The sequence below is a fragment of the Calothrix sp. CBUCES-K 9914 genome, assembly GCF_059640475.1.
Genome location: NZ_JBXXZH010000043.1, coordinates 21,820 through 47,519, shown reverse-complemented (window position 1 = coordinate 47,519; position 25,700 = coordinate 21,820). Strand labels below are relative to the sequence as shown.

19 protein-coding genes are annotated in these 25,700 nt (G+C 38.9%); 6 read left to right on the top strand and 13 right to left on the bottom strand.

The features are described from left to right. Nucleotides 1–96: 96 nt before the first annotated feature. Together AC2JBO_RS12605 and AC2JBO_RS12600 are read right to left on the bottom strand one after the other, a co-directional pair. Entirely contained in the window at nucleotides 97–1,347 is a 1,251-nt protein-coding gene (locus AC2JBO_RS12605) for an NAD(P)/FAD-dependent oxidoreductase (protein ID WP_496953998.1), read from the bottom strand. Nucleotides 1,348–1,366: 19 nt separating this feature from the next. After that, a complete protein-coding gene (locus AC2JBO_RS12600; RefSeq protein WP_496953997.1) occupies nucleotides 1,367–2,041 on the bottom strand; it encodes a MarC family protein in 675 nt (224 codons plus the stop codon). A 446-nt stretch (nucleotides 2,042–2,487) separates the two neighbouring features. Here AC2JBO_RS12600 and AC2JBO_RS12595 point away from each other — a divergent pair, with 446 nt between their 5' ends. Beyond that, nucleotides 2,488–3,252: an SDR family NAD(P)-dependent oxidoreductase gene (locus AC2JBO_RS12595; RefSeq protein WP_496953996.1), complete on the top strand. Its 765-nt coding sequence runs from the start codon at nucleotides 2,488–2,490 to the stop codon at nucleotides 3,250–3,252. Nucleotides 3,253–3,660: 408 nt separating this feature from the next. On the opposite strand, the gene ltrA is transcribed toward AC2JBO_RS12595, so the two are convergent. Further along, on the bottom strand, nucleotides 3,661–5,409 hold the full coding sequence (gene ltrA, locus AC2JBO_RS12590; RefSeq protein ID WP_496953995.1) for a group II intron reverse transcriptase/maturase: 1,749 nt from the start codon (nucleotides 5,407–5,409) through the stop codon (nucleotides 3,661–3,663). Nucleotides 5,410–6,095: 686 nt separating this feature from the next. Here ltrA and AC2JBO_RS12585 point away from each other — a divergent pair. The 3 genes from AC2JBO_RS12585 to AC2JBO_RS12575 all read left to right on the top strand — a co-directional run bounded on the left by AC2JBO_RS12585 (nucleotide 6,096) and on the right by AC2JBO_RS12575 (nucleotide 10,058). Further along, nucleotides 6,096–7,685, top strand: a complete 1,590-nt coding sequence (locus tag AC2JBO_RS12585; RefSeq protein ID WP_496953994.1) for an iron uptake porin — start codon at nucleotides 6,096–6,098, stop codon at nucleotides 7,683–7,685. Between the two features lie 613 nt (nucleotides 7,686–8,298). Continuing rightward, nucleotides 8,299–8,571 (top strand): CDGSH iron-sulfur domain-containing protein, encoded by a 273-nt coding sequence (locus tag AC2JBO_RS12580; protein ID WP_496953993.1) that lies wholly within the window; start codon nucleotides 8,299–8,301, stop codon nucleotides 8,569–8,571. 23 nt (nucleotides 8,572–8,594) lie between these two features. Next, nucleotides 8,595–10,058 carry a catalase gene (locus AC2JBO_RS12575; RefSeq protein WP_496953992.1) on the top strand — a complete coding sequence of 488 codons (1,464 nt, stop codon included), beginning with the start codon at nucleotides 8,595–8,597 and terminating at the stop codon, nucleotides 10,056–10,058. Nucleotides 10,059–10,154: 96 nt separating this feature from the next. Here AC2JBO_RS12575 and AC2JBO_RS12570 read toward each other — a convergent pair whose 3' ends face one another. The 10 genes from AC2JBO_RS12570 to AC2JBO_RS12525 all read right to left on the bottom strand — a co-directional run bounded on the left by AC2JBO_RS12570 (nucleotide 10,155) and on the right by AC2JBO_RS12525 (nucleotide 24,095). Then, complete coding sequence (locus AC2JBO_RS12570) at nucleotides 10,155–10,499, bottom strand: DUF1345 domain-containing protein (RefSeq protein WP_496954000.1); 345 nt, start codon at nucleotides 10,497–10,499, stop codon at nucleotides 10,155–10,157. 235 nt (nucleotides 10,500–10,734) lie between these two features. Further along, the gene (locus AC2JBO_RS12565; protein WP_496953991.1) at nucleotides 10,735–13,368 is read right to left on the bottom strand and encodes an MGH1-like glycoside hydrolase domain-containing protein; all 2,634 of its coding nucleotides are present in this window, start codon (nucleotides 13,366–13,368) and stop codon (nucleotides 10,735–10,737) included. A 10-nt stretch (nucleotides 13,369–13,378) separates the two neighbouring features. Next, entirely contained in the window at nucleotides 13,379–14,149 is a 771-nt protein-coding gene (locus tag AC2JBO_RS12560; RefSeq protein WP_496953990.1) for an SDR family NAD(P)-dependent oxidoreductase, read from the bottom strand. A 26-nt stretch (nucleotides 14,150–14,175) separates the two neighbouring features. Beyond that, complete coding sequence (locus AC2JBO_RS12555; protein WP_496953989.1) at nucleotides 14,176–14,940, bottom strand: MIP/aquaporin family protein; 765 nt, start codon at nucleotides 14,938–14,940, stop codon at nucleotides 14,176–14,178. 93 nt (nucleotides 14,941–15,033) lie between these two features. Then, entirely contained in the window at nucleotides 15,034–16,011 is a 978-nt protein-coding gene (locus AC2JBO_RS12550; protein ID WP_496953988.1) for a quinone oxidoreductase family protein, read from the bottom strand. 400 nt (nucleotides 16,012–16,411) lie between these two features. Continuing rightward, on the bottom strand, nucleotides 16,412–17,356 hold the full coding sequence (locus AC2JBO_RS12545; protein ID WP_496953987.1) for a class I fructose-bisphosphate aldolase: 945 nt from the start codon (nucleotides 17,354–17,356) through the stop codon (nucleotides 16,412–16,414). A 187-nt stretch (nucleotides 17,357–17,543) separates the two neighbouring features. Then, the gene (locus AC2JBO_RS12540) at nucleotides 17,544–18,407 is read right to left on the bottom strand and encodes a Cof-type HAD-IIB family hydrolase (protein WP_496953986.1); all 864 of its coding nucleotides are present in this window, start codon (nucleotides 18,405–18,407) and stop codon (nucleotides 17,544–17,546) included. A gap of 11 nt (nucleotides 18,408–18,418) precedes the next feature. Beyond that, nucleotides 18,419–19,945 (bottom strand): glucose-6-phosphate dehydrogenase, encoded by a 1,527-nt coding sequence (gene zwf / locus AC2JBO_RS12535; protein WP_496953985.1) that lies wholly within the window; start codon nucleotides 19,943–19,945, stop codon nucleotides 18,419–18,421. Between the two features lie 149 nt (nucleotides 19,946–20,094). Continuing rightward, a complete protein-coding gene (gene gnd / locus AC2JBO_RS12530) occupies nucleotides 20,095–21,114 on the bottom strand; it encodes a phosphogluconate dehydrogenase (NAD(+)-dependent, decarboxylating) (RefSeq protein WP_496953984.1) in 1,020 nt (339 codons plus the stop codon). 110 nt (nucleotides 21,115–21,224) lie between these two features. Continuing rightward, nucleotides 21,225–24,095, bottom strand: coding sequence for a bifunctional transaldolase/phosoglucose isomerase (locus AC2JBO_RS12525; RefSeq protein ID WP_496953983.1), 2,871 nt, complete (start codon nucleotides 24,093–24,095; stop codon nucleotides 21,225–21,227). A gap of 392 nt (nucleotides 24,096–24,487) precedes the next feature. On the opposite strand from AC2JBO_RS12525, the gene AC2JBO_RS12520 reads away from it, so the two are divergent. Together AC2JBO_RS12520 and AC2JBO_RS12515 are read left to right on the top strand one after the other, a co-directional pair. Continuing rightward, complete coding sequence (locus tag AC2JBO_RS12520; protein WP_496953982.1) at nucleotides 24,488–24,862, top strand: hypothetical protein; 375 nt, start codon at nucleotides 24,488–24,490, stop codon at nucleotides 24,860–24,862. 81 nt (nucleotides 24,863–24,943) lie between these two features. Next, nucleotides 24,944–25,216, top strand: a complete 273-nt coding sequence (locus tag AC2JBO_RS12515) for a hypothetical protein (RefSeq protein ID WP_496953981.1) — start codon at nucleotides 24,944–24,946, stop codon at nucleotides 25,214–25,216. The last annotated feature ends 484 nt before the right edge of the window (nucleotides 25,217–25,700 follow it).

Genomic DNA, 25,700 nt, shown 5'->3' with positions numbered 1-25,700 from the left:
TTATGATTTTTATAGCTAACCATCTTGACAAATCCGATTTGAGAGGGAATGAAACAGCCCTGCTTATCAAGGGGGGTTGGGGGGATTTTATTCTTGTTATATATTACCAATTCTATGAAATATCTCATCAGAGAGCCAATGAGTTGTTGCCTTAAAATTTCTAACTGGTGTTGGTAATAAGTCCACATAGGTAGCTTGGCGAATTAAATGACCAAGTTTACCTTTAAATTCATATTTATCAAAGATTTCTGCTGCACTTTCATCAAGTCCTAGTTTAATTAATGTGCCACGCAGTTTAATATTTACTGGAATAAGGGGATGACCATTAGATGCTGCTTTAAGATTATGAGCTATATTTGCTCCTTGTTGATATGCTACCTGTGCTGTTGCAGGTAAAGGATGTTCAGGACAAATTACACAGTCTCCACCTGCAAATACTTCTGGATATTCAGGTAATTGTAAATATGAATTTACATATAGTTTGCCGTGTTTGTCTCGGTTTTCTATTTTAACTGGTAATTGTTTAATGAGAGGATTTACATCGGTGCCTGTTGTCCAAACTATAGTATTTGCTATTAATATCTCGGTTTGTCCATGACGTAAATATTCAACTTGGTTTGGTTGAACAGCTTTAACATCAGCCTCTAATATAAATTCTACAGGTACTTTACGTTTTTGTGCTGATTGAAGTGCTGTATGCCTAAGTTGTGCTGAGTCTCCCTTAAGTATTTCACTACCCCGTTGTACGACTATTACTTTAATTTCTGCTATGTTACCTCCTATTGGTTCATACCATTCTGGCAATAAGTCGGCAAGTGTTACTGCTAGCTCAACTCCAGCACGTCCGGCGCCTAAAATTACAAAAGTTAATATTTGTTGACGCAGTTGGCTATCTTCTGTTTGACTAGCTAATTGTAAAGAATCTCGTAGATGTTTACCCAAAGACATTACATCTTCTGGACTCCTAAATCCGAAAGTGTTTTGTTCGGCGCCAGATACTCCCAAATAACTATTAACACTTCCTAAGCATAATACTAACTTTTCGTATTGATATGATAAACCTGAACGTAGATAAACTATACGTCCATTTACATCAATCGTCTCTATAGTATCCCTAACAAAACCAACATGACTATTTTTAAGCAAGTAATCATACCTCGCCCAAATTAGTTCTACATTCATTTCACCGCTTAGAAATTCATATAGTAACGGTTTGAAGGTAAAACTCCAAGATTGGTCAATTAATAAAGTCGGTAAATTATACTTTTGATGACTTAAATGTAAAGCTGTAAATAATCCAACAAAGCCACCGCCAAGAATAATTGTGTGATATTTGTTACTTTCCATATCCTTGCACCTTCTATAATTAACTTTGTTTATGAATCACAGATGGATTAATTAAATTAATCGTTGCATCACCTAACCCACCTAAAATTAGCTGTACCCCAATAGCAGACAGTATTAAGCCCAAAAGTCTTGTTGCTACATCTAGTCCAACTCCTCCAAGTATTTTTTGAATTTGATTACTTGAAAGCAAAACTAAAAATACTAGCAAAGCGAGTAAGAAAAGTGCTCCAACCAATCCAAAGAGAGTTTCCTCGTTTTTTGCTTGATTTCCATAAATAATGACCGTGCTAATTGAACCTGGTCCAACAAACATAGGAATTCCCAAAGGAATTAAGATTTTACGGAAAACTAATTCAGCTTCTTGTAAATCACTAATTTGACCTTCAGCAGCCATTGCTTGTGTTTTCTTAGTCTGCTCTCCCTTTACCATATTTAAACCCGTTAGTAGTAATAAAATACCACCAGCAATTTTAAATGCAGCTAAAGTAATACCAAAGAACTTGAGAATAGCTGTTCCAGCAATCAAAAATAAAACTAGAAATACTAAAACAGTCAAAGCAACGAACAAAGCTAACCAACGCTGCACTCCCCGACGCTCGCCAGTTGTGTAGCTAACAAAAACAGGAAGGTTTCCAATTGGATTCACAATCGCTAATATTGCAATTCCAAAGTTTAAAATCAGCGTCCTGTCCATATTCTACCTCAATCAAGTAGTTCACTATAAAATATATAAGATATTGAGGCTATATTTTTAAATTTTATATTTTGTCTTTATTTTATTAAACAAATAATCAGAAAATTTATGTTTGTGCCTAAATATGAAACCTATTGTGAAAATTATCAAACGACCTTATTTGAGTATACTAGCTTAATTTAATTAAGCCACTAATTTTACAAATAGTAAATTTCTATACTTTTGTTTATAATTATGACTCAACTTTTGCTAGTTGCGTAAACTTAAGTATTATGCTTACGCTCCCGGACATGATATCACTACCTCTACAATTATTGTAAAATCAAACCATAGTTTAGGTAATTAACCCACTCAACGGATAAAAATTTACTCTACATATCATGGATGACTACCTGAACCTATCTCTGACATATTAGGTGTATTGCGATTATTTAAGGCAAAATAAGATGAAAAAACTAGAGGGGAAAGTGGCAATTGTTACTGGCTCTAGCCGTGGAATTGGCAAAGGAATCGTCACAAAATTAGCACAAGAAGGCGCCAAGGTAGTCATTAATTACAGTAGCAGTCCAGATAAAGCCAAAGCTGTTGTCGATGAAATTGCCCAACAAGGTGGCGAGGCTATTGCAATTAAAGCCGATATGAGTAAAATTCCCGAAATAGAGCAATTAGTTGCTCAAACCGTAGAAAAGTTTGGCAAATTAGACATTCTAGTTAGCAATGCTGGAATTGAACATTTCGGATCTTTTGAAGAAGTGACACCAGAAGAGTTTGACCAAACATTTACTGTAAATACCAGAGGTCAGTTTTTTGCTATGCAAGCAGCAGCCAAGCAAATGAAACAAGGGGGACGTTTAATTTGCACTTCTTCTATCAGCGCTAGTAAAGGCTTTGTAAATCACTCAGTATACGGAGGCAGTAAAGGCGCCAATGAATCTTTTGCCCGTAACTTAGCAGTAGACCTTGGTAAGCGTGGTATCACAGTTAATGCCATTGCCCCAGGCGCTACCAAGACCGATATGTACAATAAATACGCATCTCTGTATCAAGACCCTAACTCTAAACTCTCTGTTGAAGAGCAGATGAATAATTTTTCGCCCCTTGGTAGAGTGGGAACACCTGCAGACGTTGCAAATGTCGTTGCTTTCCTAGCTTCTGACGAAGGTGGATGGATAACTGGACAAGTTATTCATGTTACAGGTGGCATGGGCTAAGTAAGGTGGGCAGTGCCTAGGGTGTTGACTCTGCGGCTTTTTTGGGATTTCGTTCATGCAGAAAACGTGGCTATTCACGATGGCTGAAACCCTACTTTAATTAGACTTTTGACGAAAAATTAAATGTTACGTACAAAAGTACCAAAAACGCTCAAATTTCAACAAAGTCAACAGCCTAGGCAGCGCCTAGGGTGTTTACTTTGATGGTTTAGGAAAAATACTTTTTCATACAGATTTTGTGTCTCGTGGTGCCCGCATAAAAAGCTTATAAAATCAGGGTTTTGAACTTTACGGCTAAACACAATATACTGATGAGCTGTCGGGTAGGTCGGGGGTATTGCTACCCCGTTCCCCCCTAAGAACCGTGTGTACAAGTTTCCAAGTTCACGGCTCAAGCAAATCATAAAGCTATGTTCCAGAATGGATTTGTTGATGACAGTAAAGATGAACTAATTCAAAATTTGAATAGTTATCTTTACCACCTTTGGATTTTGGGGTTTTGTGATGTTTGTGAATTTCTTCACCGTTGTATAGGCTTTGTCCACAGATAGGGCAAGTGTGACCCTGTTTTGAGGCAATTTTTTGAACACTTTTGGAATGGTTAGAGGTTTTATCCTTTTCCCTTTTTTCCCAGTATTCTTTTAGTGCCGGGTCATCAGGTGACGACTTACCAACTACGAGTTTATGCCGTTTAATCTTAAACCAAGAGAATTTCAATATATGTTTTCCGGTGTTTTTATTACCGAATACCCATTTATCGTTTCTCTCTAGGTTTAATTTTCCCCAATATCTATTTGTACGCCATTGCTTATTTTTCTTCGGGTGTGTACGATTTACATATTTACATTCGCGTTTGAACATCCAGTCGTCAAGTGCGCTAAAAGCTTCGGAGGCAACACCAATCCGGAAATAGTTAGCTTCTCCTCGAATAATCGGGTTGAGTTTTTCAATTACGGAATTGACATTGTGACCTTTTAAATTCAACCATTCTTGACGTAACTTTCTTCTGATGTTTAAAATGGATTCTTTACTAGGTTTTATCAGTAGTTTCCATTCGGTTTTCGTATTAGTAACCTGGTATTGTCTAATATTAAAACCAAGAAAATCAAAACCTTCTTTTAGGTGAACTATTCGGGTCTTTTCTTTTGATAGTTCCAGACCTCTTAAATTCAACCATTTTTCTAAGACAGTTTGTGCTTGTTCTGCATCTTCTTTGGTTTTACAGAAAATTACAAAATCATCTGCGTATCTTACTAATGCCCGATTACCTATTATTTCCGAGCGATTATTGTACTTTATTCCTAGCGCTTCTTCCATCCCATGAAGAGCAATATTAGCAAGTAATGGTGAAATAATATTGCCTTGTGGTGTTCCGGAAGAGGTGTGAAAATATTCTCCCTGTTCTACATATCCTGCTTTTAACCATTGGTATATTAATTTTCTTGCTGGAAAATTGCCAATAGTTTTCATCAGAAATTCATGAGAAATATTATCAAAACATCCTTTTATATCGGCATCTAAAACCCATTTTTTCCTTCGATGAGGACACGCGGTTAAATATATTTTTTCAATTGCGTCATGGGTGCTTCTACCTGGACGAAAACCATAACTGCTGATTTCAAATTTGGATTCCCAATAGGGTTCCAATGCGTTCTTAACAATCGCCTGTAAACAGCGGTCTATTATAGTTGATATCCCTAAAGGACGTTTTTTACCGTTTGATTTGGGAATGTAAACCCGTTTTGTTGGAAGTGGCTTCCAGGGAATAAATAAAGACAATGTATCTACCAATAATCCTCTGGCTTTTGGTGTCTTTATTATTAGCTTATCCACTCCGGGCGTATTTTTCCCACGATTTATTTGCGTTACTCTCCTAACCGCTAAGAGAATGTTAGAGTAACATCTCAACATTAGTTTTTGGAGACTACGTACTTTTCGTAGGTTTCCTTTCTGGGTAGCCTTGAATATTCTTTGTCTTAGGTTTCTGACTATCCGATAGGCTTTACGCCAATTAATGCCTCGCCAATCAGTAGTTCTTTTGGTTACATTTGCATTCCTCATGGTCTGCATCAAACTTTTTCCAAGAAGTTCGATTCCCTTACTTTGAATTTCAAGAGTTTCACCAACCCCACGTCGGCACCCTTTCGGGTTAGTCAATAGACCTATCCACCAAGTTATTTATTCCTTTTACATGAACGGTTAGTGGCGTTCGCTTTTTGAGGCTTCCTACGCCCACTGAGGGGTTCCGAATACCTTGCGGTAATTCCTACTAACAACATCGACCTAGTTGTTAGACCCCATTGGGGTTTTCCCTGTCTACACGAAAAGAGGTGTGACCAACTTAGGATTCTGCTTTACTCCGGGGGTGCGGTATCCTCAAAATCGCATAAATCGGACGATTTTCTTGCCCCACACTGCCGTATCAGTCACTTTCGACAGCCTTTTAGATATCGGAGCCTCAACACAGATTCATGTACTTATCCATATCGGTCTTACCCTAGCCCTCCCTTTCATCTGAGACTATTACTTGGGATTAGACATTACCCTCTAGCTGTGAGACACCGTAGTTACCCGCAATGCCCCTTCGGGTGGGTACAGGCTTTGGACACTAGCCTGGGAATTTTTAGGATTCCACTCCTTTCGAGCGATTTCGGGTCGCACAATTTATACCTTAATTATAGCAAAATCAACACCCTAGGCAGTGCCCACCATCATATCGTTAGTAAAGATGATTACCACAGAGAGGCTCTTGACACAGAGGTAGAGACGGAAAATTTACCTGCGGTACACTCCGTGAATGCGTCTCTAAACATCAATTTATGTAAAAAGATAAGGATCATAAAATGAAAGTCATAAATATTTGTATATCTTTATGTATAAGAAATAGCCTAAGCTTATTAGCATTACTTACTTTTACAAACACAGCTTGGGCAGAATCTTTACATAATACTCCCAGCCTAGTTTCCCAAACATCAAATGTAAATGAACAAGTTACTTCAGTCAATCAATTAGAAGATATTCAACCAACAGATTGGGCTTTCAGCGCGCTGCAATCTTTAATTGAACGTTATGGTGTAATCGCAGGCTACCCAAATGGTAGATTTCAGGGCAATCGAGCAATGACTCGTTATGAATTTGCAGCAGCGTTGAATACAGCACTTGAACGAGTTAATGAACTAATAGCACAGGGAACAACATCACTTGTCTCGCACGATGATTTAGCTACGTTACAAAGACTTCAAGAAGAGTTTGCAACTGAACTGACTATGCTCCGGGGTCGTATAGATTCTTTAGAAGCAAATACAGCATCTTTGGAAGCAAACCAATTTTCTACAACAACTAAACTCACGGGTCAAGTTATTTTTGCCCTGACTGGGGGAGGTTTCAGTGGTAAACGTATTATTGACGTGACAGGTAAAGAAATTGCCACAGAAAACCCCAATACTACTTTTATTTATCGTGCAGCTTTAGATTTTGACACTAGTTTTAGTGGTACTGATTTACTCAAACTTCGACTTGATATAGGAAGCAATGGCGCCGATGATAATGCTGCTGGATTTTTAGAACCTGCGTTTGGTAGCACTTTGGACTTCTCTGCAAAACCACCTGTAGAACAATTAGGGCTTTCACGCCTATACTATACATTCTCTCCATCTCAAGATATTACGCTTTCCGTTGGTCCAAGAATTACCCTGCCTGATTATATAGACTTGAACAGCTACGCGAACCTTAGCTTTTTAGATTTTTCAACCCAAGCATTAGTTAACAACTATATTCTTTTCCCTGTTCAAGGTTTAGGAGCAGGTGGTGTAATTAGCTGGAAACCAGGTCAAGGTTCATTCACCGCGCGCGCGGGTTATATCGCTGCATCTGCAAATGAACCAAGGGAAACTACATCCCCTGTTCCTGGCATTTTTCCACTTGGATATACTCTTTATCCGAATGGTGGCAGTGACCAAGGATTATTCGGCGCCCCTTATCAAGGTATATTTGAACTAGAATATGCTCCTTCCAAACATGCAGCATTACGACTCCAATATACAAGTGGTAATGTATTAGGTGGTCAGTTTAATGTATTCGGCGCCAATGCTGAACTATCAATCACAAACCAGCTTGCTATTTTTGGTCGCTATGGTATTGGTAGTTACGATGATACGACTTTTGGTGACATTGAACCCAGCTATTGGATGGCAGGCGTTGCATTCAAAGACCTTTTCAAATCAGGTGCCTTGGCTGGTATTGCTATTGGTCAACCATTCATTGAGAATAAAGTCGGTAGCGCAACTCAAACCAACTTTGAAGCATTCTATAACTTGCCAGTCAGTGATAACATTCGACTTACACCTTTAGTACAAGTAATTACAAACCCAGCAAACCGAGAAGAAAACGGCACGATTTTTACAGGCACATTACGAACTGTATTTTCTTTCTAAAATTGATTGTAGGTTGGGTTCCGCAAAGCCTCCACCCAAGCCATGATCTGACTTTTCACAGCATCTTTAATGGGCTATCAATAGGGTTTTGGTCATTAGATATAGGTATATTCAGATGTTGTTTTTCGATTAGCTCTATAACGTGTTGAGTTCACACAAAATCTGTGTTATCAATTTAGTCCAAAAACCTAGTTTTTATAAGTAAGCTTTTGAGCGCTAAAATCAGTAGCACAATTAGAGCGTGAATAAAAAACGGTCAAAACCTATCAAAGTCAACAGCCTAAGCATTGCTCACCGTACAACTCATTTGACAATTACCACAAAATTGGCAATAAGTCAAGCAACTATAAGTTAGTTAAAAACTGCTGGTTTTAATAGTAAACCTCTCTACTAAAGATTCGTGGCAAAGTCTCGGCATTTAATATAGCCTAAAAACGTATACCCTTATTTATCGCGCTTCGTAAAACCTGGCAACGGATGATTAGCGGATGTAACGGATAGATAATTTTAAATCATCAAATAAACGTTTAGAGAAAAATAGCTTATCCGCTACATCCGTTGTATCCGCTGCAAAGAGAACTTTTACTACTCAAAATTAAGAAAGGAGAACACTATGTCTGATACAACTATTAATCCATCAGCACAAGAACCTGTTATTGCTGATACAAAACCTGTTGTCATGGAATTAGAACCTGGTAAATATCACTGGTGTTCGTGCGGTCGTTCTAGTAATCAACCTTTCTGTAACGGCGCCCATAAAGGTACTGGTTTTACTCCGTTGGCATTTGAAATTACTGAGAAGAAAAAAGTTGCGCTCTGTTTGTGTAAGCATACTGGCAAGGCGCCGTTTTGTGATGGTACTCACCATAAGTTTGAAAATCATTAAAATCATTACATGGGGTTTTTGTTATGAATAATGAAAAAGAAATTCTGACTACGGATGCAGGTATTCCTGTAGGTGATAATCAAAATTCATTAACTGCTGGTGCCCGTGGTCTGCTGTTGATGCAAGATTTTCATTTAATTGAAAAGATGGCGCATTTTAACCGTGAGCGGATACCTGAACGTGTTGTACATGCGAAGGGGTCTGGCGCCTATGGTACATTTACTGTCACGAATGATATTACTAAATATACAAAAGCAAAGCTGTTTTCAGAGGTTGGTAAACAAACCGAGGTGATAGCAAGATTTTCTACGGTTGCAGGTGAACGAGGCGCCGCAGACGCAGAACGAGATGTGCGCGGTTTTGCACTCAAGTTCTATACTGAAGAAGGCAACTGGGATATGGTAGGAAATAATACCCCTGTTTTCTTCGTTCGTGACCCGCTTAAGTTTAGTGACTTTATTCGTACTCAGAAGCGCGACCCAAAAACTAATCTTCGTAACCCAACTTCAATGTGGGATTTTTGGTCATTATCGCCCGAAAGCTTACATCAAGTGACGATTTTATTTAGTGACCGTGGTTTACCAAATGGTCATCGTCATATGAATGGTTATGGCAGCCACACTTATAGTTTTATTAATGCCAAAAATGAACGCTTTTGGGTTAAGTTTCATTTCAAAACAATGCAGGGTATTGAAAACTTAACCAATGAAGAAGCAGGTAAAATTGTCGGTGATGACCGCGAAAGCGCGCAACGCGATTTATTTTATGCTATTGAACAAGGGAATTATCCCAAATGGCGCTTCATGATACAAGTTATGCCTGAAGCGGATGCAGACAAACTTGATTTTAATCCTTTTGATTTAACTAAAGTTTGGTATCATAGCGACTATCCTTTAATTGAAGTCGGAATTGTAGAGCTTAATCGTAACCCAGAAAACTATTTTGCTGAATTAGAACAATCTGCATTTGCACCATCAAATGTAGTACCAGGAATTTCCTTTAGCCCTGATAAAATGTTACAAGCGCGGATTTTATCTTACACTGATGCCCATCGTTACAGACTTGGTGTAAATTACGAACATCTTCCTGTTAACTGCCCTCACGCAACTAGAGCAAACACTTATCATCGTGATGGGGCTATGCGGTTTGATGGAAATAGCGGCGCCTCTGTTAACTACGAACCCAACAGTTTTAATGGTCCAGTCGAAGACCCTCAGTACAAAGAACCACCATTAAATATATCAGGCGCCGCAGACCGTTACGACCACCGCGAAGGTAACGATGATTATAGCCAAGCTGGTAAACTGTTTAGATTATTACCAGCAGAAGAAAAGCAGCGTTTATTCAATAATATTGCTGCGGCAATGAAAGAAGTACCAAGGTTTATCATCGAAAGACAGTTAAAACATTTTGCTGCTTGTGACCCAGCTTATGGAGAAGGTGTTGCTAAAGCTCTTGGTATAGCTGTTCCTGTACTGACTAATTAAATTGTAGTTATTTCCGAAAATGTAGAGACGTGATTAATCACGTTTCTACGTAAATATATTTCTACAATCTATATTTCTACAATCTATATAGAAATGCTATAAAAGACTCGCAACCGTATTAACAGTCGTGGCAATAATAACACTGTATAAAAAGAAAGATACCATTTCATGGAACAACACTAATCGTCGTATAGAACGGATCGTGATAGAAACATCAGAAGTTTGGGAAGTAAACCCAATAGTAAACGCAAAGTACATAAAATCAAGAAAATCTGGAGGTTCATCAGTGGGAAACTCTAATCCCCCAGCATATTTGTTTAAATCTGAGCCATCGACTTCATTATAGTAAGTACGAGCATAGTGCAGAGCAAACATAGTGTGAGTTAATAACCACGAACAGATGACATAATCTTTGTAAAGTCTAATATTTAGATATGGCATTCCTAATTTATTTGTAAAAAATGAAATCTTTATAACGAACCACAAAGGCACATAATCCGGAGGATTTATGAAGGTCATGATAGACTTTCCTCACTAGTAATGGCTTAAGAACAATAGTATTATTATTCTGGGTGATTAGCGTTAAAAGTTTGGTTATAAAATTTTTTTGTTGTTTGTAGAGGGCGGGCAAGGATGCCCGCTCCACAAGATGCTCCACAAGATGGTTTTGGAGGTTTTATGAATTATGTGCGGCTTGTTGTTGAATTATGTACGCAATAATGCCTGTCCAACCTGTTTGATGACTTGCTCCTATTCCGGCGCCGTTATCTCCGTGAAAGTATTCGTTAAACAATATTAAATCACGCCAGTGAGGGTTTTGCTGAAATATTTCTGTCCCTCCATAAATGGGTCTTCGTCCTTGGTCGTCGCGCGTAAATGTTTGTATTAATCGTTGTGAGAGTTTAGATGCGATATCCCAAAGTGATAGTTCTTGACCTGAACCAACTGGAAATTCAATAGCAAAATCGTCTCCTAGATAATTATGGAATTTTTGTAATGATTCGATTATTAGATAGTTCATGGGAAACCAAACGGGACCTCGCCAGTTGGAGTTTCCACCGAATAATCCTGTTGTTGACTCTGCTGGTTCGTAGTCTACTCGATATTCTTGTCCTCCCCAGCGAAATATATATGGATGTTCTAAGTGATATTTAGAGACTGCTCTAATTCCATACTTTCCCAAAAACTCTGCTTCGTGCAACATTGTTTGAAGTATACGACGCAGTTTGTCTGGTGTGACGACTGCCAATAAGCGACGGTTACATGCTCCTGATGTTTGTGTACAAGCTATTTTCTGACTCAAGTCAGGACGATGCTCGATAAACCATAGTGTTCGTTTAGTAAAATCTGGAAATTTCTCTAATACTTCCGGTTCTAAGCTGGCAACGGCAAATAACGGTGCCAGTCCAACGAGCGAACGTACTTTCATTTTAATTTGTTGCCCGTCAGGTAAACGCAGTGCATCGTAGTAAAAACCATCTTCTTCGTCCCATAAAGAAATATTCGCATCGCCAATTCCATCGATTGCATCTGCTATATAAAGAAAATGCTCGAAGAATTTACTTGCTATTGCTTCATAGTTCGAGTCAAAACCTGCTAGTTCTAAAGCTATTGTCAACATATTTAAACAATACATTGCCATCCAGCTTGTACCATCCGACTGATTTAAATGTCCTCCGGTGGGTAATTCAGCGCTGCGGTCAAATACTCCAATGTTATCTAACCCTAAAAAGCCTCCTTGAAATACATTGTTGCCTTCTACGTCTTTCCTGTTTATCCACCATGTAAAGTTTAATAGCAATTTTTGAAAAACGCGCTCTAAAAAGTGTATGTCCGCGTTTCCATACATTGCTTTCTCTATTTCATAGATTTTTAAAGCTGCCCATGCATGAACTGGTGGGTTCACATCGCTAAAAGACCATTCGTAAGCTGGTATCTGTCCGTTCGGATGCATATACCATTCTCTGGTTAATACGTCGAGTTGATATTTTGCAAAGTCGGGGTCAAGCATCGTTAATGGAATTAGATGAAATGCTAAATCCCATGCTGCAAACCACGGATATTCCCATTTATCTGGCATTGAGAAAATATCTTCGTTATATAAATGCTGCCATTCGTGATTTCTTCCAAATTTACGTTCTGGTGGTGGTGGAGAAGTTGGGGCACCCTTAAGCCAATCATGAATAATATAATGATAAAATTGCTTGCTCCATAACATTCCAGCAAATGCCTGACGCTGCACTTCACACATATCCTCAGATATATCATAAGGACAAATGCGATGATAAAATTCGTCTGCTTCTTGTTTACGGACGCTAAATATATGTTCAAATTGGTCTAATAAATCTGGGGTAAATTCTTTACAAAGACATAAACGAATAACTTTAGTTTCGTGAGCAGCAATTGATATTGTGTAGTGTGTAGATGCTTTTGTTCCAATTTGCTCAGGATTAATTGCATTGATTTGGCCATTTATTAAGTAATTATTAATACTATCTTTGACGTAAGGAGAAGCGTTCGGCACTCCATACAAACGTTCTAAATTGGTTTCATTCTCGGTAAAAAGTAGGTTTGGTGTACCATCACAGTAAAGACGCGCGTTTAATTCTGGGTGCAATACTTGGATTATATTAGAGTTAGCAGAATCAACTTTGAGAACTGGCTTTTCTTTAGAAACACCCCATGACCAAGTATTACGAAACCAAAGCGTTGGTAATAAATGTAATGTTTTTGTTTCCGAACCATGATTGGTCATGCTGACTTTAATTAGTATATCCTCCGGCGCCACTTTAGCATATTCCACTAAGACATCATAATAAGCATCGTTATTAAATATACCTGTGTCAATAAGTTCATACTCAGATTCATGCCGACTTCTACGACGATTTTCTTCAACTAGCTGAGTGTAAGGAAAAGCAGACTGGGGATACTTATATAGATATTTCATATAAGCATGAGTTGGTGTATTATCGAGGTAAAAGTAATATTCTTTTACATCTTCACCATGATTACCTTCATTACCTGTTAGACCAAACAAACGCTCTTTAATAATAGGGTCTTCACCATTCCAAAGCGCAATAGCAAAACATAATCTTTGATGATTATCTGATATTCCGGCTATTCCATCCTCTCCCCAACGATAAGCGCGCGAACGTGCATGGTCATGTGGAAAATATTCCCAAGCAATACCATTTGCACTATAGTCTTCTCGCACTGTACCCCATTGACGTTCGCTAACATAAGGACCCCAACGTTTCCAATAAGCTTTGCGTTCACGGTCTTCTGCCAGTCTTAATTCTTCTTCAGTCATGATAATTTTCCTATTGCTCATGATAATTCCGCATTAACCCACCATCTACAACAAAGGTGGCGCCTGTAATATAATCAGCATCAGATGAAGCAAGAAACGCTACCATTGGTGAAATATCTTCTGGTGTACCCAATCTGCCCAGAGGTATATTTTTTGTCAAAGCTTCTAACTTTACTGGGTCATTCAAAAGCTTTGTATTGATGGGAGTCACAATGGCGCCTGGAGCAATATTATTAATAGTGATTCCCAGTGGTCCAAGTTCAACAGCAAGATTTCGGGTCATCATCTTCAACCCACCTTTGCTCATACAATAAGAGGTGAAGTGAGGAAATGCCATTTCTTCATGGGTAGAACTAATATTGATAATCTTACCTGTACGTTTGGCACCGACTAAATACTGCACAAACGCTTGGGTAGTAAACATCGTTCCTTTAAGATTGATATTGAGAACAGTATCATAATCAGCTTCAGTAATCTCCCAGAAATCGGCATTTTTACCATCAACACCCGCATTATTCACCAAAATATCAAGCTTACCAAAATGCTCAATACCTTCTTTCACCAACCTTTGCACATCAGCAACAGAACTTAAATCTGCTTGAACTATCAAACCATTACGTCCTGCTGCTTCAACTTTGCTTAATGTTTCCTTGGCGCCATCTGGATGAGAACGATAGTCAATTACAACATCGGCGCCATGTGAGGCAAGACGAACGGCAATAGCTTGACCAATACCTTGACTACTACCTGTAACTAAAGCAACTTTACCTTCAAGTTTCATTGTTTTATTCCTTTTCAGTGCTTGATTTAATGCTTAACATTCTTAAAAATACTTCGACAGTGATAGCTGTGATAAAGCTTACAAGTTAAAACATCTAATTTTTGTGGTAACAATCGAAACACACCAACAGCTAATAAGGCGCCTAACGGTGGAGCAACAAAATAGAGCCATTGGTCTTTCCATAAACCTGTTACTAACGCAGGTGCAACACTACGAGCAGAATTTAAACTTGTACCAGATATTGGCGCCTCTTGCCATACCATTACCGCAATTAAAAGCCACACCATCAAAGGTGTCCAGCGCATTAAGTAGTCACTGCTAACGAACATAAAAATAGCCAAAACGAGTAAAAAAGTAATAAACACTTCTGCTGCAAACACCGTTACCAAAGAGTAACCTGTACCAGGAAGCGTCATGCCGTTATAAACGCTTTGTGCATAACTTCCCCATAACTTACTAACTAAAGAAGCTCCTATTACTGCTCCGATAAACTGAGCTACTACATAACCGATTAAATCCTGATTATGCATTTTACCATGTGCCCAAAACGCTAATGATAGAGATGGGTTGATATGGGCACCGCTTAGTTTTCCGAATGGTGATATGGCAACTAGTGAACCGCTACCAGCAAATATAAGTCCTGTTATTAGTAATCTTGCGCTGACACTGGGTATTAGTTGCTCCATTGGTAGACCTTTGCCAAAGTTAAATACTATTGCGCTTAGTCCAACAAATATATTAATAGCTGTTCCTATTAGTTCTGCTGTATATTCTCGTTTCCAAATGTGCATAAATGAAATTTCCTTTTTTGTGGAATAGGCATCCCTGCCTGTTCCATAATATACAGGGCAAGTTGCAGCCTGGAAGGCTGCTCCACAAGAGGTTTAATTTGGAGCGAGCATTACTCGACCTGCTCCACCTTTTAGGACTTGTTCATATGCGGTGACTGCTTCTGCTAGGGGATATTCTTTAATTCCTGCTTTTGGTGGTTTGAGTGCATTTGTTTCAAACCCTGGTGTTAGTTCTTTGAGAATGGTAGCACATTCAACTACACCAAGTTTGCGACTGTCAACACCTAATAGTCTTGCTTCGCGATGATAAAAATCGATTAAATCAAAGCTAACTCGGCGCTCCTTGACTGGAGAACTTATTTCTAGTAATCTTCCTTTATGTGCCAATGATTGTATGCAGGGTTCAAACATTGACCCGCCAACTGTGTCTAAAATAACGCTGGCGCCTTCAAAATTTGTTTCTGCCATTACTGCGTCTGGTAAAGTTTCTTCACCTAAGTTGATAATAATATCGGCTCCGTTATGTAATGCTAAGTCATGGTCGCTTTCACGTCGAATTGTACCAATGACTTTGGCGCCTTTCCATTTAGCTATTTGTATTGCAGCACCACCAACTCCACCTGTGGCGCCTATCACTAATACTGTTTCTCCTTTCTCTAATTTTGCTGCGTTAATAATACTTAGATATGCTGTTACATAAGTAACTCCAATTGAGCCTGCTTCTTGCATTGAAAGGTTTTTTGGTTTTGATGCTATTGCTGCTGATGGTACTACTATATATTGGGCGTGGGTACCATCACGAGTAAAACTTATATCTCCTCCTGTTCCCCAAACTTCGGCGCCTACTAATTCGCTTGCTCCTTCTACTATTATTCCCGCAAAGTCTCGTCCTGGTGTACGCGGTAAGGTTGTATTTTCCATGTTTCCCGCTACGTTTTTTACATCACTGGGATTTATTCCTGCTGCATGTACTTCTATAAGTACTTCGTCTTTGGTTATGGTGGGTTTGGATATTTCTTGAATCTGTAGCTGTGATGGGGCGCCGAATTTGTCGAAACGTACTGCTAACATTATATTATCTCCTTGGATGTAGTTTATGTAATGAACCGCAAAGGTCGCAAAGTACGCAAAGGTAAGAAAAGCAAGAAGAGAGATATTAATTATTTTAAGATAGCTGATACGTTAATATCTGTAAGAAGTTGTTCATCTTCTTTTAAACCTGATATTAGTTCTATATTTGTACCATAATCATTTCTTTCTTTGCGTACTTTGCGGTTCGTTACATAAACCTAGTTATTCATCAATAATTTGGGAATGTTCACACCTGCATCTACTGCTAATACATATCGGTGCCGTAACGCTAGTTTAAAAATCCACATATGACCAACCCTAAATACTATAAAAAAATCAATGTTTAAAACCTCTCCCCCTTTCCCATAACAAGAAGGATAGGGGGTTAGGTTTTTCACAGTCAAGTTAAAACAGGCGCCCGTAAAGTTGGTTTTGAGCTATAAATATCGATGATAGAATTGAGCAGATTTAGTGCTTGAGGTTTTGAACGCTGGAAAGAGTTACGTCCAATGATTGAACCAAAACCACCGCCTATATTAATTGCACGAATTTCTTCCAGTATTGCTTGGTCGCTATCAACTACACCACCAGAGAAAATTACTATTCGCCGTCCATTAAAGGTACACTGCACAATATGGCGTACTCTTGCTTCTAAAGTTGAAATTTGAATCTTTTCTTGTTCGTAAACTTTACGCCCTGCTTCCTGTTCTATATGGTCGCTCGGTAATTTAACTTTGATAATATGGGCGCCGAGTTGTGCAGCTATATGAGCAGCATAAGCGGTAACATCAATTGCAGTTTCTCCAGCTTTACTTAATCCTGAACCGCGCGGATACGACCATATAATTACAGCTAAACCGTGACGTTTTGCCTCCTCAGCATAAGCGCGAATTTGTCCATACATTTCGAGTCGATGCTCAGAACCTGGGTAAATTGTAAATCCAATTCCGACACAACCTAAACGCAGTGCATCTTCAACACTTCCAGTTAATGCTTGATGTGGGTCTTTTTCTTCGAGCAACACATCATGGTCGTTAACTTTGAGAATTAAGGGAATTTGTCCTGCAAACTCGCGCGCTCCTGCTTCAAGAAAACCTAAAGGTGCTGCATAAGCATTACACCCAGCTTCGATAGCTAACTCAAAATGATAACGCGGGTCGTAAGCATCAGGGTTTGGGGCAAAGCTACGAGCCGGACCATGCTCAAATCCTTGGTCTACAGGTAAAATTACTAGTTTCCCAGTACCTGCAAGTTTGCCATGATTGAGTAATTGCGCGAGGTTCGTCAGCGTTCCTGGGTTGTCGCTGCCATACCAACTGAGAATCTCCTGTACTCGTTGTGTCATATGATAAACTCCGATTTGATGTAGATGGAAGTGTATGGTGGGCACTGCCCACCTTACTTTGTTGAATGTTCAGATATGGCATTTCTTGCCAGCAATGACGGCAAAACCAATACACTTTTTTCTTTCTAATGTGTTGCAGCAAACGGTTGGAGCAACATGGACAAAGTTGGAAATCCACGTTAGCTCATTACTTTACCGTTGCTAATTTACTTAAAATAAATTGTTCAACTGCGTTAGCAAAACCTTCGTCTTCATAGGAAGTTGTTACATACTGAGCTTGTTTTTGCACTTCAGCACTAGCATTACCCATTGCAATACTCAATCCACTGCGCTTAAACATCGACACATCGTTAGGCATATCACCAATTGTGGCAATTTCTGCTGTTGGTATTGATAGTAACTCTGAAAGTCTATCTACAACTGCACCTTTATTCGCGTGCGGATGTGTAACGTCAAGATAATAAGGTTGAGAGCGCGCGGCAGATACCTGTTCTATATCACTTTCATTGGCAGGCACCTCACAACATACATGTTTACTAAATGCTTGTTGAACATCAGCTTCGCACTTAGCGACAGCTTCAAAATTATCACTTACACCAACAATTTTAACGACGTTATCAAGCAAATATTCATAGCTTTCAACGACAATTGGAGAAAATTTAACTGTTCGTTCTTCACGGTCTACATGTGTACCATGTCGTTCGTGTACATACCAATTATTACCTTTATAAATCCACACATCAAGACCATGAGCGGCAATTAAATCAACAATACGTGATGTAATTGATTGAGGTAAAACATTTTGCTCAATAATTGTCGATTCAGAATTAACATATACCCCGCCATTAAAAGCAGCTATTGGCTCTGTTAATTTTAAACCATCGACAATCATCTTCATTCCCAACGGTGGGCGCCCACTGGTAATTGTAAAGCGAATACCTGCTTCTTTAAGCTTACCCACAGCAGCGATAGCACGCTCTGTTAAGATTTTTTCTTTAGTAACAAGCGTTCCATCAACATCAGCTAATAATAGCGAAATCTTCTGATTCATATATTTTACCATTAACTTATTTGCCATTGACGACCATCACGTTCTAACAACTCATCAGCAGCAACAGGTCCCCATGTACCTGCTGCATAATTAGGAAATTCTTTAGAAGGAGATGCTTGCCAAACATCTAAAATTGGATTAACAACGCTCCAACCTAGTTCTACATTATCGGCTCGTTGAAATAAAGTCGCATCGCCAATCGTACAGTCATATAATAAAGTTTCATAACCTGTAGTTGGCTCTGCACCAAAGTAGTCTGCATAGCAAAAATCCATTTTCACGGCGCCCATTTGCACCGTTGGACCAGGAATTTTGGCGCCGAACTGTAAATTAATAGCTTCGTTTGGCTGAATACGAATTGTGAGAAAATTAGGTGTAAGCGGATTAGTTGAATTACGAAATAGTGAAGATGGTGCTTGCTTGAATTGAATTACTATTTCTGTAACTCGTTTTGGTAGACGCTTTCCTGTACGTAAATAAAATGGTACACCTGCCCATCGCCAGTTATCTATATTTAATTTCAGCGCTGCAAATGTTTCGATACTTGAATCAGAAGCAACACGAGGCTCAGAACGATAAGCTTTCACAATTGCATTATTAACTATTCCTTCGCTGTATTGTCCCCTCACCGTATTTTTTAATACTTCTTCCGGTGTAAAAGGTTGAATTGCTCGCAGTAACTTTGATTTTTCATCACGTACAGCGTCAGCTTCAAATGATACAGGTGCTTCCATACCAATCATTCCGAGTAGCTGGAACAAATGATTTTGCACCATATCTCTGACGGCGCCAGTTTTGTCATAAAAATCACCTCGTAATTCAACACCAACAGTTTCAGCAACAGTTATTTGCACATGGTCAATATAGCGACGATTCCAAATAGGTTCAAATAACCCATTGCCAAAGCGAAACACAAGAATATTTTGAACCGTTTCTTTACCCAAATAATGGTCAATACGGTAAATTTGATTTTCTTTGAGTACGCCTAATATATTATTGTTGAGCTTACGAGCAGACTCTAAATCTCTTCCAAACGGCTTTTCAATGATAACCCGGCGCCATAATGTATTCGTTTCTTGAGTTAATTTAGCATTTCCTAGCTGAGAAATAATGCTACAAAATAACGTTGGCGCCGTTGCAAGATAATATAAATAATTACCTGGAGTATGGTAAGCTTGGTCAACTTGTGTAAGCAGCGCTTGTAACTGAGTATAAAGGTTAGAATCATTAAAATCACCACCAAGATAGTAAATTCGCTGCTCTAACCAGTCCCATAAAGAACTTTCAACAGCAACAGTTGCAAACTCTTGAATATCTTGCCGCAATTTGCTGCGAAACTCATCATGACTCAACTTATCTCGTGAAACACCAACAATAGCAAATTGCTCCGGTAATAACTTATTCCGCACCAAATTATATAATGCCGGAATTAACAAACGTTTAGTTAAATCTCCTCCGGCACCGAATATTACCATTACACAAGGGTCAGCTAACCGAGTTGAATTTACTGGTTTTGTTGGATGTATGGCTGTAATCATTTTTATTACCTAACTGAATAATATTGGCAACGGATAGAACAGATGTAACGGATAGATTATTTTAAATAACAAGATTTTGTTTGAGGATGAGTTATTTTAAATAACAAGATTTTGTTTGTAATTAACAACCTATCCATTACATCCGTTTATCATCCGTTGCCAAGTTCTACATGTCCACCAAATTCAAACCGCATTGCAGAAAGTAGTTTATTAGAAAAATCTCCTTCCCCGCGCGAACTAAATCTTTGGTAAAGTGAAGCGCTTAAAACTGGTACGGGTACTCCTTCATCAATTGCTGCATTAATAGTCCAACGACCCTCACCTGAGTCTGATACATGACCTGCAAATTTTGTTAAATTTGGCTCTGAAACAAGTGCAGTTGCTGTTAAATCTAATAGCCATGATGAAATTACACTGCCACGTCGCCAAACTTCTGCAATATCAGCTAAATTAAAGTCATACTGATAATGCTCGGGATGTTGTAATGGCGCCGTTTCAGCATTAGCATCTCGATTTTGTGTGCCGATATTAGCATGGTGTAGAACGTTTAATCCTTCTGCGTAAGCTGCCATTAGACCATACTCAATACCGTTATGAACCATTTTGACAAAGTGTCCTGCTCCATTAGAACCGCAGTGCAAATAACCTTCTTCGGCAGTACTTGTAACTTGATTTCGTCCAGGTGTACGTGGAGTTGTGCCAATACCAGGAGCAAGCGCTTTAAATATTGGGTCAAGATGTTCTACTACTTCAGAGGCGCCACCAATCATCATACAGTAGCCTCGTTCTAGTCCCCATACACCCCCACTAGTACCAACGTCTACATAATGAATGCCTTTTAGATTAAGTTTTTTCGCACGACGAATATCATCTATATAATATGAATTGCCTCCATCTATAAAAATATCTCCAACGCTAAGTTTATCAACGAGTTCGTCGATTATTTTCTCTGTTGGTTCTCCTGCAGGCACCATTAACCAAATTGCGCGCGGTGTTTCGATTTTTGCGATAAAATCATCTAATGTATAAGCAGCTTTGGCGCCTTCTTCTGCTAGCTGTTTAACTTTTTCTGGCGAACGATTAAAAACTACACAGTCATGACCGTGACGCATTAGGCGCCGTGCTATATTGGCACCCATTCGTCCTAAACCAATAATTCCTAGTTGCATTGTTGTTTCTCCTAGTTGAATTTATTTTCTTGTGGAACAGGCATCCGAGGCTGTTTCATCTCATCTTCAGGGCGGGCAGGGATGCCCGCTCCACAAGACAAGATAAGTTTTTATTTGGAAGTTCCTAATATGATTCTTTTTAGAATCTCTAGTCCAGAAGAGACATCTTGACCTAAATCAACTCTTAAAACTCGGCGCCCACGTTCTGCTAATACTTGAAAATCTCCGCGCGCTTGGGCTGCTTTGACGACACTAAAGCTATATTTTTGTTGCGGAACAGGTAGATTAATTTTATCTGCACAGGTAATTTGCAGAATAACACCGCTGTTTGGCCCACCTTTATATGCTTGTCCAGTGGAGTGTAGAAAGCGTGGTCCAAATCCTAAACAAGTTGCAACTTTTTTTGTATCTCGGATATCTTGACGAATTGCTTGTAGTTGAGAGGTGTTTTCTTCGTTCATTTCAATGTAAGCAAGCAATGCAAAATAATCACCTGCTTGTAAACGGTTCAAATGAGCGCGTAAATATCCACCTAGCGAACGGTCGTGACCAACCATTTGGGCTAGTTGAACTGCATTTTTCTCATCTGTGAACAGTTCTAGACCTGCTTCAATGGTAATCGGGTTTTCTGTTCTAAGTATTCCCGTTTGTTCATATTCTGTAGTGAGTTCGCGCGTCACTATTTTACTTGCTTCGACATCAGGCTGGTTAAAAGCATTTATTCCAATGATTGACCCAGCTACTGCGGTTGCCATTTCCCAACGGAAAAATTCTTGCCCTAATTGATAAATATTATTAACAGAGATTCTTACTACAGGATGACCAGCTTGTTCTAAAGCAGTAACAGCAGCATCTTGATTTGAATCAGGCGCCTCTTCTAAACGAATGTAAGCAAATAAACGGTCTTCACCACAAAGATTGGGTTTTCCTAAAGGTTCACGGTCGATGGGGATGATTCCTTTTCCGTCTTTACCTGTTGATTCAGCTAATAGTTGTTCTAGCCATGCTCCTAAGTCGGTAATTCCTGGTGATGTAATTAATGTAACTTTATCGCGTCCACTATTAGCACAAACACCGAGAATTGCGCCTAAAACAACTCCAGGGTTCAAGCTAGCAGGAACCGAAGACGCGCAGGAATGAACCATCACTTCAGCGTTATCTAAGAAAGACGCTACGTTTACACCCATTGCTGCGGCTGGAACCATGCCAAAGTCAGAAAGTGCAGAATAGCGACCGCCAATACTGCGCGAACCAAAAAAGATATGGCGGAAATTATCGTTTTCTGCTACTTGCTGCATCTTTGAGCCAGCGTCAGTTATGGCAATAAATCTATTACCTGCTTCTTGGGCGCCAAGGCTATGAACAACTTTATCAAAGAAGTACTGCTTGAAAATATTTGGTTCTAGTGTACCTCCTGATTTGCTGGAGACTATAAACAGTGTCTTAGCAATATCAATTTTAGATTCGATTGCTTGAATTTGGGCTGGGTCAGTTGAATCAAGTACTAACAGTTCAGGATAATTATCAATTTTACCAAACGTTAGTTTCATCACTTCTGGGCAAAGCGAAGACCCTCCCATTCCTAGTAGTAGAATATGAGTAAATTTTGAATTGCGTACTTCTTGCGCTAACTGTTTTAGATGGTCGATATGCGCTAATTGGTCATCGGTAATATTTAGCCAACCTAACCATTTACTTTCATCCGTTAGAGTCCATAGCGATGCATCAAGTCCCCATAGGCGCCTAATTTTTCCTGTTGCTTGCCAATCTTGTAGTGAAGCTTGCACTTGATTATTTAAATCATTTGGCAGCGAATAGCTCAGTTTATTGAGTGCATTTCCTAATTTTGCTTCTCGTTTTTTCTCAACAGTACTCAGCAGCGAATCAAATGCTTCAACAAATAAATCCACTCCTTCTTTGAGTAAATTATCAGTTACTTGCTGCATCGAAATACCAAGTTGTTCCAAATTTTGCATAGTAGCGCGCGCATCTTCCACGTCTACAGTTAATTTAGAATTTGCTTGACCGTGGTCGCGAAATGCATCTAGTGTTACAGGTGGAACTGTATTTACCGTATCGGCTCCAATAAGTTCTTCCACATATAAAACATCAGAATAATGAGGGTTTTTAGTACCAGTACTTGCCCATAATAAACGTTGAGATTGGGCGCCGCGTTGTGCTAATTGCTGCCATCGTTCTGATTGATAAATACTTTGATAGCGTTCGTATGTAAGTTTAGCATTAGCAATAGCCACCTGACCTAAACAACTTTTAAGCTGCTGGCGCTTTTGTTCAGACGTAGTATTTTTGACATTAGCCGTAATTAAATTATCAATAGCTGTATCGATACGACTAATAAAGAAACTTGCTACACTTGCCACATTACTAACATCTCCACCAGATGCAGCAAAAGCTTCTAAACCTGATATATAAGCTTCGGCAACTTGTTCGTATGTTTTTTGGAAAAACAATAATGTGACATTAATATTGATACCTTCGCCAATTAATGTCTTGATAGCAGGAATACCCGCAGCAGTAGCAGGAACCTTGACCATTAAATTTGGACGATTTACAGCTTGCCACAGGCGCCGAGCTTCTGCAATCGTTTGCTCAGTATCATTAGATAAATAAGGAGAGACTTCCAAACTCACATAACCATCGCGCTTCTTCGTTCGTTGATAAACAGGTAGTAAAAGGTCTGCTGTAGCTTGAATATCTTCTATTGCCCACTTTTCGTACAGCGACATAGCATCAAGGTCATGTACTTGGTTATTCAAAGCTGAATCATAATCAGTACTACCAGCAATTGCTTTTTGGAAAATAGCAGGATTAGAAGTAACACCCCAAATTTCGCCCGCATCAATCATGTCTTTTAATTCACCACTAGTAATTAAGTTTCGGCGAATATAATCAAGCCAGATAGATTGACCGTAGCTTTGTAATGATTGTAACGAGCTACTTAGTGTTTGTACTGTAACCATAGATTCCTTGCTCCTAGTGTAAAGAAACCGGGTTTCTATAACTGAGTGTACGTACTTACAATATCGCTGTCGCTATACAAATGATTAAATAATAACTTAACTAAAGTACAGTTTATCCCCTAACAATAAGAACGTATAACCAAAAATCAAGCATTTGCACCCCAGGCGCCGTTATATACAGGTAAAAGAAAATACTAATTCTACTGCATTGGCAGCAACCTTTGTTGCTCGATTACCTGATCTTAAGTCTAGTTCCAGAACTACCTGTAGAGAAAGCTGATTATTATTCCCCTAATCAGTATTAAGACTATCTTTCAGGAATGTGACTCTCAATTGGGTTCAGACCTAAACTTATGATTAACTCATAAAATCCATTACTCAGGAGTTTAACGGTGAAAAAAGTTACTATTATTGCTATTGCTATAGGTTGTGTAGCTACAGTTTCTGGACTATCGTTCAAAATAATTAATCCTTATACACAACAGGTTCAAGCTCAGTCGATGAAAGATGTAACAGGGTTGAGCTTCTCGCAGAAAATAGACCTGCTTAATAAAGAAAAAGGTCAGTTTGGCAGTGGAGATGCCTTACGTCGCTTCTTCTTTGGCGATTTACAACCAATCGGAGTACAACCTGGTGGAGCAGGTATGGTTGTAAGCCTATACAACAAAACTAATGATATAACCTTTTCCTACTGTGCCACCTATGACGTGGTTGTGGCAATAAAGAAAGGCAAGATTAATAGTTTTCCTGCTAACGAAGTCAAGTAGACCGAAAGCTATGGGAGGGCGCCTTTGCAGAAATTTCCCTAACAGATGAAACGAACTGACTCATTTACTGGGAGGTGAAATATGAGGGAAACAACAAATACCACAAATAATATTTTTTTGAAGAGTGTAAAGTCTGCAGGGGTAGGCTTTGCGATTAGTACAATATTAAGCGGTGTAATGATTGGTTTACTAAGTCCTAAAGAAAAAGCGGCAAATCGTTGGGGGGTATCAGCTGCTCTTTTGGGGTTAGTTGGGGGAGGGGTAACTGGGTTAATTAAGAAGCAACAGAGCAAGTCTGGTCAGGATAATGAACAGATAGACATAGATAATTTCCTACAAGCTGATTACAAATAAATATTAGGTAATAATCTATATAAAAATTGAACTCGACTATAGACGCGCGATTAAAACGTATCTAAAAATTAATCTTAGGGCAAGAATAATAGTAGTACTTGCGTGCGTGTTGAGTGAAGAGGCGGAGAATAAGAACTTACCAATTTTAAACTATTTAATTATATAATTAAATAACATATAAAAATATTAAATAATCTCTTTAACTAATACTTTTATACTCAAGGTAAGTGTGAGGCTATGGTGCTTGTGCCATAGACGAGCGGGCACCCCGAATCACGCACAAATTTACACTTATTCATATTAAATAGTAGCAGGTTGTAAAAAAATATCTTTTATTTAAAAATAATAATGTTATTATCTGAAGAACGAATATGTAGAAGGGCGTATGGTAAATATACTTGATACTGCTGGTTTGTGTAATTAAATTTTTAGTGTAAAAAAATTGCTAAAGTATGATGGACAGAATGTGTTTATTACTGCACAG